Origin of the sequence: Burkholderia sp. AU4i, assembly GCF_000466765.1 — a bacterium.
Taxonomy (GTDB): Bacteria; Pseudomonadota; Gammaproteobacteria; order Burkholderiales; family Burkholderiaceae; genus Burkholderia; species Burkholderia cepacia.
In genome coordinates, this window is sequence record NZ_ASSI01000208.1 from 1 (window position 1) to 11,502 (window position 11,502).

Genomic DNA, 11,502 nt, shown 5'->3' on the forward strand with positions numbered 1-11,502 from the left:
CGGCGGCCAATACCACCAATGCGGCCCAGCCCGCGACGCCGCCCGGCCAGCAGGATCCCGAGTCGATCCGCCGCGCGGCCCTCGCGTTCCTGCAGCAGCAGATCGCGGGCCTGCCCGGCAAGACCACCGCGACGGTCACGACCGCGTTTCCGCGCGGGCTCGCCGCGTGCACGACGCTCGAGCCGTTCATGCCGACCGGCGCGCGCCTGTGGGGCCGCACGACGGTCGGCGTGCGCTGCGCGGGCGAGCGGCCGTGGACCGTCTACCTGCAGGCGAAAGTCACCGTGCAGGCCACCTATTACGTCGCCGCGCGCCAGATCGCGCCCGGCGAGCCGCTCTCCGCGGCCGACCTGGTCGCCCGCGACGGCGACCTGACGGTGCTGCCGCTCGCGGTGATCACCGATCCGGCGCAGGCGATCGGCTCGACCGCGCTCGCGCGCATCTCGGCCGGGCTGCCGCTGCGGCAGGACCTGCTGAAGAGCGCGGCGTCGGTGTCGGCCGGCCAGACGGTGCGGGTGGTCGCGGCAGGGCCCGGTTTCACGATTTCGGCCGAGGGCAGCGCGCTGGCGAATGCCGCGCCCGGCCAGTCGGTCAGGGTGCGGATGGCGGCGGGCCAGATCGTCACGGCGATCGTCAAGGACGCCGGCACCGTGGAGATTCCGCTGTAGGGACGGATCCTGCGGCAAGAATGTAAAGAATTGTTTATTCGGAGCATTTCGGGCTCGCGATGCTAAAGTTCGGGCCGACCCGGCCGTTATCTGGGTCAAACCGAACAGGAAACCCATCGTGAAGATCGATTCCACTCCGAACCCGAGCCCCCTGGCGCCGACCGGCAACGGCGCGACCCGTGCGCCATCCGGCGCGGCCTCGTCTTCGTCCGCGCAGGCGGCCGACGCAGGGTCGACCGGCGGCGACACGACCGTGAACCTGTCGGGTCTGTCCGGCCAGTTGCGTTCGGTATCCGCGTCCGGCAACGCCGATATCGACACGGGCCTCGTCCAGTCGATCAAGGACGCGCTGAATAACGGCACGTTGACGATCGATGCGAGCAAGATCGCCGACGGCATATTGAATACCGCCCGCGGGCTGCTGCAGCAGCAGCGCCCGGGCAACTGAAGCCGGCCTCGCGGCCGGTCCCCCGGTCTACCGGTTTGCCGGCGCGCCCAACCCGCGCCGGCGCGACGAGCATGACGCGATGAGAGAAGAGCTGCTGGCCACGGTCAACGACGAACACGCGACGGTCGAGGCGTTCGCGTCCCTGCTCGCCTACGAGGAAAAGGCGCTGACGATGGCCCAGCCGCTCGAGATGCTGCCCGGGATCGTCGAGAAGAAGAGCGAGCTGATCGACCGGCTCGCGCAGCTCGAACGCACGCGCGACACCCAGCTTTCCGCGCTCGGCTTTCCGGCCGGCAAGAAGGGGATGGACCAGGCCGCCGAGCGCGATGCGCGCCTCGCCGGCCGCTGGCAGCTGCTGCAACAGGCCGCCGAACGCGCGCGCCAGGCCAATGCGAACAACGGGATGCTGATCCGGATCCGGATGGACTACAACGAGCGCGCGCTCGCGGTACTGCGCTCGGCGCCCGCGCCGGCCGGCGTCTATGGCCCCGACGGGCGCGTATCGGCGCTCATGCGCTGAAGCACGGACTGACCAACCGAGCGACCGGCAGCGGCGCCGCTGCCTTTCCTGCCGCACCACCTCATAGCAACTCGTAGTACCTCGCAGCACCTCGCCGCCATTCGCGGCTTCCCGAGTTTCGACAGACCGGGCTCGAACCCGGCACCCACAGTCCCTTCCGATACACGGCTGCGCAGCCGCGCCGCCGTCCCGCCACAACAATCAGAAGAGGGCCGCATGCCATTTTTCCGCATTCCGTTTTCGTACCGCACCGCCGCCGTTTCCGCCGCCGCGACGCTGGGCACCGCATTGACGCTGTCCGCCGCGCAGGCCGCCGGCGCCGCGCCGCTGCCCGTGCCGACGGGCGACATGTCGCTGTCGCCGGCCGGCCCCGACGTCGTGCCGCCGGCCGCCCCGGCTACGCCCGACGCGACGCCGCGCGCGCCGCGCCGCGGCTCCGACACCTACACGTACCTGCGTTGCTGGTACCGGATCGACGCGGATCCGCTGAAGCCGGCCGCGACCTACGAATGGGCGCGCGACCCCGCCGGCGGCGACTGGTATCGCGTGTCCGGCTACTGGTGGGCGGACGGCATCACGCAGTGGAAGAACATGTTCTACAGCACGACGACGCAGGACACGCTCGCCGACGTGTGCCGCAAGACGCTGGCCGCGAAAGGCATCAGGTCCGACCTCGTGCAGGCGGTCGCGGCGAACAACGCGCTGTCGTTCAACTACGCGGTGTGGACCGTCGATGCCGCGCAACAGGACGCACGCGTCAACAAGCTGATCGTGTTCGGCGACAGCCTGTCCGACACGCAGAACATGTTCAACGCGAGCCAGTGGAAGCTGCCGAACGCCACGAGCTGGCAGGCGGGGCGCTTCAGCAACGGCCCGGTGTGGGCCGAATATCTCGCGAACGCGCTGCGGCTGCCGTTCTACAACTGGGCGATCGGCGGCGCGGCGACCGACCAGTACCTCGTCGTGCCGGGCCTCGTGCAGCAGATCGACTCGTGGCGCGAATACATGGATCGCGCACCGGACTACCGGCCCGCCAACACGCTGTTCGCGGTGTTCGCGGGCGGCAACGACCTGGTGAACTACGGGCGCTCGCCCGAGCAGGCGGCGAATGCGGTGCGCGACAGCCTCGAGCGGCTCGCCGCGGCCGGTGCGACGCGGATCATGCTCGTCACGCTGCCGGACGTGTCGCGCGCACCGGTGTTCGCGACGCGCACCGACACGGCAAACGTCGCCGCGCAGGTGAAGGACTACAACCGGCGCCTCGCCGACGCGGCCGCCGCGCTGCGCGCCCGTTACGGCGCGACGCTGCGGCTCGAGGTGTTCGACGCGTACGCGCTGTTCGACGACCTGCTGAGCCATCCGGCCCAATACGGCTTCGACGACGCGAAGCGCGCGTGCCTCGACATCCCGAAACCGTCGTCGCTCACCTACCTGAGCGCGCAGACGCCGCGTGCGGACTGCCGCGACCCGGCGCGCTTCGTGTTCTGGGACACGCTGCACCCGACGACACGCACGCACGCGTGGCTCGCCGAGCGGATCGCGCCGTTCGCGCGGGCGCGCCTGCTGAACTGACCGGCGCGGGCGGCGGTGCCTACAGCAGCGGACACGCGGTGACCTGCGTGCCGCGCTCGACGCACAGCCGCTCGTAGTCGCGCAGGTATGCGCGCTCGTCGTCGTCCAGCAGGTCGAGATCGATCAGGTCCCAGTCGTAGCCGACCGTCACGATGTTCTCGAACGTCACGGTGTCCGGCTGCGCGTCGTCCTGACGGATGATCACGATGTTCTCGATCCGCACGCCGCCCTTGCCCGGCAGGTAGATGCCCGGCTCGACCGAAATCACCGCATTCGGCACGAGCCCGTACTGCGCGCCCGGCGCGAACCGCACGCCGCCCTCGTGCACGTGAATCCCGACGCCGTGTCCGGTGCCGTGGCCGAAATCGTGGCCGTGATCGCGGCACACCTGCCGCACGAGCGCATCGACGTCGCCGCCCTTTGCCGTGCTCGGGAAGCGCGTGACGAGCCCCTTGATGCAGGCCTTCAGCGCGACCGTGTAGATCTCGCGCTGCCACGGCTGCGCGACCGTATCCGGGTGCGTCCGGCGCAGCACCACGCGCGTGCAGTCCGTCGCGAAGCCGGCTTCGTAATACGCGCCGCTGTCGAGCAGCACGAGTTCGCCTTCCGTCAGCTCGACGTCGGCGCTCGCCGCCGTGTAATGCGCGAACGCGCTGTTCGCGCCGTTCGCGGCGATCGACGGAAACGTCAGCGCAACCGCGGAGCGCGCGGCGTATGCATCGTTGATCGCGCGCGCCAGGTCGTATTCGGTATGGCGCACGCCCGGCTCGCCCGTCTTCGCCCAGCGCATCGTCTCGGCGATCGCCGCGGAACTGCGCGCAAACGCGTCGCGGAACCGGTCGAGCACCGCCGGCGTCTTGCCGGCCCGCATCGCCTCGACCGGGTTGAAGTCGGCATGCCGCGCCTGCGGCCACACCCGCTTCACCGCGTCGACGAGCGCGCAGTTCACCGATTCGAAGCCGTAGCACACATGCTCGACCGCGAACGGCGCGAGAAAGCGCTCGAGCGCCGCGGCATCGCGCCGGATCACATGCAGCGCCGGATACGACTCGAGCGTGACCTCGCAGCGGTCGCAGCCTTCCGGCAGGAACAACGCCACCTGCCCGCCCACCGCGAACAGGAAGCCGAGGTGCGACGACGCATTCGGGATGTGATAACCGCGGCTGTTCAGCAGATACGCGAGGTCGTCCGATGCGCAGGTGAAGAAGGCGGTCCTGCCGTCCGGCGCGCCGGTGTGCGCGGCGAGCTTGGTGTTCAGCGCGTCGAGGTTCTGCGCGACGCTCAGGCCGGTCATCGCTTCCGGCACCTCGAAGATCGGCCGCTCGACGACCCAGCCCGGCAACGCGATCGCGCGATCGATCTCGCGCTCGGCGAGACTCGTCCAGTCGAGCGACGCGGCCTGCGTCCGCTCGAACAGGCGATCGCGCTGCGCGACGCTGATCCGCCGCGCGTCGTAGCCGACCCGTGCGAGCCGGCTCCCGTGCGTGACCAGCCAGTCGGCCATCGCCTGCCAGATCGTCACGTTCATCCCGAGCTTCTCGATGCGCACGCGTGCCGGATCGCACTGCTGCTCGGCCTGCAGGTGATAACGGCCGTCGACGAACAGCACGAACGGCGGCACGCCGAGCGCCTGCGCGGTCGCCGCGCTCAGGAAGATCCCGCAGCCGGCCGAACCGTCGAAGCCCGACAGCGCATAACGCGGGTTGTTGCTGCGCGGCAGGTACTCGGTCACGTATTCGTCCTGTGACGTGACCAGTACCGCATCGAGCCGCGCGGCGTCGAGCAGGCGCGACAGGGCCGCCTGCGTGTCGACGACGGACGCGTCGTAGGGGGGGAGGCCGGAGAAGCTGTATTTCAGTCGATCGATCATCGGAAGCCCGTTATGCATTGTTGTCGGCGGCCGGCGGTGACGCGGCGGGGGTACAGGCCAAAAGCGGGCCCAAAGCGGGCCCAAAGCAGGCTTGAAGCAGGCCTGACGCGGCCCGGCGCCGCTGCACGGTCGACGCTCGACCCGGCGCGGCACGACGCCGGGCCGCCGTACCGTCCCGGCGGCAGGCCCTTTAAAAAATTTCGTCTCACTTAACTTTTTTTGATGCGCGCGACAGAATCTAGAGCACGCTGAAATTGAGGTCAAGCTGAAATTTTCGTAGGGCTAAAATCGGCATGACGCTTGCGGATCCCGGCACAACGGGCGTTCGTCCGGCGACACCGCGCGGTACAATGCGCCGGCATCGCCGCGCCGACGGCCGTGCTTCATGCGGTGCGCGGAATTCCCTGTCCGGCGACTGCACCGCCCGTCCGCCCGCCTCCCGATTCGTTGCCGCGAAAGAGATTCATGGATTCAGACCTCATGCGTATCGGCCAGCGCATTCGCCGCCTGCGCCGGGAAGCGAAGAAGACGCTGCAGGAAGTCGCGACCGAAGCGAAACTGTCGGTCGGGTTCCTGTCCCAGGTCGAGCGTCATCTCACGGGCATCTCGCTGTCGTCGCTCGTCAACGTCGCGAAGGCGCTCGACGTGCCGCTCGGCGCGCTGATCGACCAGCCACGCCAGGTGCGGCCCGATTCGCACGAGGGCAGCCGCAAGGCGTACGCGCTCGACGCCACGTCGCAATGGTACGAACGCCTGTCCACCACGTTCGACGGCAGCCAGATCAACGCGCTCAAGGTGCGGATGATGGAAGGCTACCGCTCGGAATGGGTGGCGCACGGCGGCGACGAATTCGTGTACGTGCTGGCCGGCCGGATCTGCTTCACGATCGGCAAGAAGCATTACCCGCTGTCGCCCGGCGACTCGCTGCACTTCGACGCGCGCAAGCGGCATCGGGTCGCCAACGTGGGCGACGGGCCGGCCGAACTGATCGCGGTCGGCACGCTGCCGCTGTTCGACGACCGTCGCGCCGGGTTCGTGTCCGCGACGACGGACACCACGAAACCGGCCCCCGTCGTGCGCGCCACGGCGGACGAACCGCGCACGAGCCGCCGCGCGCCGGCGCCCGAACGGGCGGATCGCGATCGGGCCGCCGGCTCGGTGAAAAAAGACCAGAAGGCGGCAGCCAAGCCGCGCGCGGCCGCCGGCAAACGCATGGCGGCCGCCAAGCCGGCACGCAAGAAGAAGCCGTAACGGCTTTGCAGGCGCGCGAAGCTCGCCCTTCCTGCCGCCCTTCCTGCCGACCTATTCGCCGATCGCGAGCGCCTGCGCGACAGCCTCGATCCGCGCGCGATGCACGGCCTCCCGGATCTTCTCCGTATCGTTGCCGATGCCGCGCGCGATCGCGCCGGCATCGACGCTGCGCGCGGCCGCGAGCGCGACACGCAGCCGCTCGGCCTGCGGATACGGCTGCGTATCGAGCCCGAGCCGCCCGCGCGCATCCGATTCACACGCCTGCAGCATCTCGGCGAAACGCGCCGGCTTGCGCAGCGCGTCGCTGCGCTCGAACAGCCGCACCAGCGCGGCCGCGCCCATCTCCATCACGCGATGCAGGTTGCCGTGCTCGCGCGCGACCACGAGCGCGAGATCGCGGCATTCGTTCGGCACGCGCAGTCGTTCGCACAACGGCTTGAGCAGGTCGACGCTGCGTCCCTCGTGGCCGATATGGCGCGGCAGCACGTCGGCAGGCGTCGTCGCCTTGCCGAGATCGTGCGTGAGCGCCGCGAAGCGCACCGGCAGCGAATAACCCTGCTTCGCCGCATAGTCGACGACCATCATCACGTGCACGCCGGTGTCGACCTCCGGGTGGTAGTCGGCGCGCTGCGGCACGCCCCACAGCGCATCGACTTCGGGCAGGATGCGCGCGAGCGCGCCGCACTCGCGCAGCACCGCGAACATCCGCGATGGTTTCACCTCCATGAGCCCGCGCGCGATTTCCTGCCAGACGCGTTCGGGCACGAGCGCGTCGACCTCGCCTGCGTCGACCATCCGCCGCATCAGCGCGAGCGTTTCGTCCGCGACCGTGAAATCCGCGAACCGCGCGGCAAAGCGCGCGATGCGCAGGATCCGCACCGGATCCTCGACGAACGCATCGCTCACATGGCGGAACACGCGCGCGCGCAGGTCGGCCTGCCCGTCGAACGGGTCGATCACGGGCCCGACCAGTTCGCCCTCCGGGCTCACCTCGCGCGCCATCGCGTTGATCGTCAGGTCGCGCCGCGCGAGATCCTCGTCGAGCGTCACGTCCGGCGCGTAATGAAACTGGAAGCCGTGATAACCGGCCGCCGTCTTGCGCTCGGTGCGCGCGAGCGCGTACTCCTCCTGCGTCCGCGGATGCAGGAAGACCGGGAAATCCTTGCCCACCGGCCGGAAACCCTGCGCGGCCATCTGCTCGGGGGTCGCGCCCACCACCACGTAGTCGCGGTCCTGCACGGGCACGCCGAGCAATTCGTCGCGGATCGCACCGCCTACAGCGTAGATGTTCATGGCTGCGGCTCGAATTCGGCGATCACGTTCGTTTCACGGCGCGCGGCGTCGATCCAGCGCTGGACGGCCGGCAGCGCCGTCACGCGGGCCGCATAACCGGCCGCCTCCGGCGACAGGCCCGGCGCGTACGTGTTGAAGCGCATCACGACGGGCGCGTACATCGCATCGGCAATCCCGAATTCGCCGAACAGGAACGGCCCGCCCGACGCCTCGAGGCACGCGCTCCACAACGCGTCGATGCGCGCGACGTCGGCGAGCGCGTCGGGCGTCGCGCCGCGCCCCGGCATCGACGCGCGCACGTTCATGCCCATCTGCGTGCGCAGCGCCGCGAAGCCCGCATGCATCTCGGCCGCGACGCAGCGCGCATGCGCGCGCTCGAGCGGATCGGCCGGCCACATCGGAAACTGCGGATAGCGTTCGGCGAGCGTCTCGGCGATCGCGAGCGAATCCCAGATCGCGACGCCGTGGTCGTCGATCAGGCACGGCACCTTGCCGGACGGCGAATACTCGAGGATGCGTGCGGCCGTGTCGTCGTGGCGCAGCTCGATCGCGATCTCGTCGAACGGGATGCCGAAATGCACGAGCAGCAGCCACGGACGCATCGACCACGACGAGTAGTTCTTGTCTCCAATGACGAGTTTCATGACGGTGTTCCGGAAAGCGAGAAGGTGAAAAGGGTGAAGCTGAACGACGGCACCCGGGCCGGCCTAGCGGCGCGAGCGGAACCAGTCGAACCGGGACCGCTGCGCGGCCTGGCCGAGATACGCGGGCGCGATGCTTTCGAGACTCGCGGGCGAGATCCCGAGCTCCGGCGCGAGCGGCCCCGACAGCACGTTCGGCACCGACATCGTCGCGAGATTGTCGCGCGTGAGCACGGGCTCGCCGGGCAGGCATTCGAACACGCTCGCCTGCAGCCGCGCGAGCGCGTCGGGCAGCCGCACGATGCGTGCCTGCCGGCCGACCAGCGTGCCGCAATAGCGCACCAGCTGCTCGAGCGTGTAGACGGTCGGGCCGCCGAGTTCGTAGGTCTTGCCGTGTGCGGCCGCGAGATCGAGCGTGTTGACGAACGCACGCACGACATCGCCGACGAACACGGGCTGGAAGCGCGCGTCGGGCATCGCGAGCGGCAGCACGGGCACCGTGCGCTGCAGGTTCGCGAACGTGTTGAGGAACGCATCGCCGGGGCCGAACACGACCGACGGGCGGAAGATCGTCAGCGCGAGCGAATCGGTCGCCGCGATCGCATGCAGCGCGGCCTCGCCGTCGCCCTTCGAGCGCTGGTACATGCTCGCGCCATGCGAATCGGCGCCGAGCGCGCTCATGTGCAGCACGCGCTGCACGCCCGCCTCGGTGCAGGCGGTCGCGAGCGCGGCCGGCAGCGTGACGTGCGCGCGCTCGAAGCCGGGCCCGTAGGGCGTACCGCGGCCGCCGTGCAGCACGCCGACGAGGTTGATCGCCGCGTGCGCACCGGCGACGAAGCGCGCGAGCGTGCGCGTGTCGAGCGCTTCGAGCTCGACGATTTCGACCGGCAGCATCTGCAGGTGGCGCGCGTGGTCGCGCCGGCGCGTGCCGATCCGTACCTGCTTGCCGGCTTCGATCAGCGCATTGACGAGCCGGCTGCCGATGAAGCCGGTGCCGCCCAGCAGCGCGACGGTCTGGCGATCCATGATGTGGGCCTCAAAAGAACACTGCCGCGTCTCGCGCGGCAGTGTGAAGATTGCTTATCAGGGCGAGATCATGCCTAGACGTTTCTTCAACGACTGCGGTTTGCCCTCGAAGAGCGCCGCGTAGTAGACGGTGTTCGACAGCACGTTCTTCACGTAGTCGCGCGTCTCGTTGAACGGAATCGTTTCTGCGAAGATCGCGCCTTCGACCGGCTGCGTCAACACCTGGCGCCACTGGCGCGGCCGGCCCGGGCCCGCGTTATAGCCGGCCGTGGCGAGCACCGGCGAGCTGTCGAAGTTGTTGTAGATGTCCGCCAGATACCAGGTGCCGAGCTGGATGTTGGTATCGATGTCGTGCATCTGCGTGCGCGAGATCGTGCCGAGGCCGAGCTTCTTCGCGACCATCTGCGCGGTGGCCGGCATCAGCTGCATCAGGCCGCCCGCGCCCACCGACGAACGCGCGCTCGTGATGAAGCGCGACTCCTGGCGGATCAGCCCGTACGCCCATTCGGTGTCGAGGCCCGTCGACTGCGCGTAGCGCTCGACGATGTTGCGGTACGGCGACGGGTAGCGCAGCGTGAAATCGTGCTCCGCTTTCGTGCGGTCGGCCGTGTTGACCGTGCGGTCGAGCAGGTCGACACGCTTGCCGTACTCGGCGGCCGCGAGCAGCTGGCGATCGGTCATCCCGCGCAGCGGCCAGTTCCATTCGCGGTTGCCCTCGAGGCGCAGGTTCAGCGCGTAGAAACGCTGCGCGAGCGCGAAGCCCGGAATCTTGCCCATCGCGTCGATCTCGGCGTCGCTCACCTTCGTGCGCGGCGGGATCGTCGTGCGCTGGCCGAGCTCTTCACCGGCGAGCTGCCCGTAGAAGTTGTACTGCCCGGCGACCTGCTCGAATTCCTGGTTCGCCTGCAGCGTGTCGCCGCTCTGCTTGAGCGCGCGCGCATGCCAGTAGATCCACGCCGGATCGTTGCGCAGCGACGGCGGCATCTGCTCGATCGACCAGCGCACCATCGGCCAGTTGCCGGCGAGCAGCGCGGCGCGCGTGCGCCATTCGTAGCCCGGGTTCGACAGCGGCGCGTTCGCCGATTTCGCATACCAGAGCGATGCGGACGGCGAGCGCTTGATCGCGCCCTGGTAGCCGATCGCGCCCCACGCGATCGCCTGTTCCTGCTTGGTCAGCGAAGGCGCGACCGTCGTCAGCATGCCGGCGGCCGCGTCCGGATCGTTGCGCGCCATGCGGCCGAGCGCGATCAGCGCGATCTGATGCGACGCGGCATCGGCGCCGACGCCGCGCGCGAGATACAGCGGCGGCGCGCTCGTCGCCTGATCGAAGCCGACCGGACGCGCGCCGAGCGCGTCGACGATCTTGCCGCCGAGCGTCGTGTAGTTCTGCTCGTACGCGAGGCGCGCCTGCTGCCACACGTCGTCGCTCGTGAACTGCTGGTTGACCGTCAGCGCGGTGATCAGGTCGACGCATGCGTCGCCGTAATTCTTCGGCTCGACGAGCAGCGCGCGTGCCGCATCGGCGACGTTCTCGCCGCGCGCCGCGCGCGATTCGAGCGCATAACACTTGACCTGCGTGTCGTCGTCGAGCACGAAGCGCTTGTATTGATCGTCGAAGTTGCGCCAGTCGTGGCGCGCGCCGAGCACGAGCAGGTAGTCGTTGCGCAGGCGGTCGGCGATCGCCTGGCCATCGTAGCGCTGCAGGAACGACTGCACGGGCGCGTCCGGCGCGTCCACGCGCGCGCGGCCCGTCGAATCGAACAACTGCGGCTTGATCTGGAAATACTCGACGTAGGACGGTACCGGATAGTTCGGAATCATCGACGCGAGCTGCGCGGCTTTCGCGGCGTCGTTGCGGCGCGCGGCTTCACGAAGCTGCACGAAGGTCTGGTCGTCCCCGGAGACCGTATCGTCGTTCGGTGCGGCGCATGCGGCCGTGCCCGCGACGAGCGCGGTGGCCGAAAGCGTCAGCGCGACCGCGCGATATACTCGGAAAAGGCTGTTCGACATCGTTTTGAATGGAGCACGAAGTGAGCGAAAGCATAGCACGCAACCCTGTGCCGAACCCGAAGGTTGCGCTACGCAAAACGCTGTCCGGCGCGCGTCGCGACGCCGCGTCGCAACCCGCCGCGAACGCCGCGCTCGACGCGCGGCTGCGCACGCTGCTCGAACGGCTCGCGCCGCGCACGGTCGGGTTCTACTGGCCGCTGCCG

The 11,502-nt window shown here is 69.3% G+C and carries 10 protein-coding genes and 1 pseudogene; 6 read left to right on the forward strand and 5 right to left on the reverse strand.

The annotated features are described in order from the left end of the window. From flgA to L810_RS36325, 4 genes are all read left to right on the forward strand, one after another. The coding region (gene flgA / locus L810_RS36310; protein WP_042977649.1) for a flagellar basal body P-ring formation chaperone FlgA at positions 1–668 on the forward strand (668 nt) is incomplete at its 5' end. Between the two features lie 118 nt (positions 669–786). Next, positions 787–1,116, forward strand: coding sequence for a flagellar biosynthesis anti-sigma factor FlgM (gene flgM, locus L810_RS36315; protein WP_021163143.1), 330 nt, complete (start codon positions 787–789; stop codon positions 1,114–1,116). 79 nt (positions 1,117–1,195) lie between these two features. Continuing rightward, positions 1,196–1,636 carry a flagella synthesis protein FlgN gene (locus tag L810_RS36320; RefSeq protein WP_021163144.1) on the forward strand — a complete coding sequence of 147 codons (441 nt, stop codon included), beginning with the start codon at positions 1,196–1,198 and terminating at the stop codon, positions 1,634–1,636. Between the two features lie 216 nt (positions 1,637–1,852). Then, positions 1,853–3,208, forward strand: coding sequence for an SGNH/GDSL hydrolase family protein (locus L810_RS36325; RefSeq protein ID WP_021163145.1), 1,356 nt, complete (start codon positions 1,853–1,855; stop codon positions 3,206–3,208). A gap of 19 nt (positions 3,209–3,227) precedes the next feature. Here L810_RS36325 and L810_RS36330 read toward each other — a convergent pair whose 3' ends face one another. After that, the gene (locus L810_RS36330; protein ID WP_021163146.1) at positions 3,228–5,078 is read right to left on the reverse strand and encodes a M24 family metallopeptidase; all 1,851 of its coding nucleotides are present in this window, start codon (positions 5,076–5,078) and stop codon (positions 3,228–3,230) included. A gap of 465 nt (positions 5,079–5,543) precedes the next feature. Between L810_RS36330 and L810_RS36335 the strand changes: the two genes are divergently transcribed. Beyond that, on the forward strand, positions 5,544–6,329 hold the full coding sequence (locus L810_RS36335) for a helix-turn-helix domain-containing protein (protein WP_042977652.1): 786 nt from the start codon (positions 5,544–5,546) through the stop codon (positions 6,327–6,329). 51 nt (positions 6,330–6,380) lie between these two features. On the opposite strand, the gene L810_RS36340 is transcribed toward L810_RS36335, so the two are convergent. The 4 genes from L810_RS36340 to L810_RS36355 all read right to left on the reverse strand — a co-directional run bounded on the left by L810_RS36340 (position 6,381) and on the right by L810_RS36355 (position 11,299). Then, on the reverse strand, positions 6,381–7,622 hold the full coding sequence (locus tag L810_RS36340; RefSeq protein WP_021163148.1) for a multifunctional CCA addition/repair protein: 1,242 nt from the start codon (positions 7,620–7,622) through the stop codon (positions 6,381–6,383). Continuing rightward, positions 7,619–8,266, reverse strand: a complete 648-nt coding sequence (locus L810_RS36345) for a glutathione S-transferase family protein (RefSeq protein ID WP_042977654.1) — start codon at positions 8,264–8,266, stop codon at positions 7,619–7,621. Before L810_RS36345 ends, L810_RS36340 begins: the two co-directional genes overlap by 4 nt. 63 nt (positions 8,267–8,329) lie before the next feature. After that, complete coding sequence (locus tag L810_RS36350) at positions 8,330–9,289, reverse strand: complex I NDUFA9 subunit family protein (protein ID WP_042977656.1); 960 nt, start codon at positions 9,287–9,289, stop codon at positions 8,330–8,332. Positions 9,290–9,346: 57 nt separating this feature from the next. Beyond that, positions 9,347–11,299: a lytic transglycosylase domain-containing protein gene (locus tag L810_RS36355; RefSeq protein WP_042977659.1), complete on the reverse strand. Its 1,953-nt coding sequence runs from the start codon at positions 11,297–11,299 to the stop codon at positions 9,347–9,349. An 8-nt stretch (positions 11,300–11,307) separates the two neighbouring features. Here L810_RS36355 and L810_RS36360 point away from each other — a divergent pair. Further along, positions 11,308–11,502, forward strand: a pseudogene (locus tag L810_RS36360) (5-formyltetrahydrofolate cyclo-ligase); the annotation flags it as partial.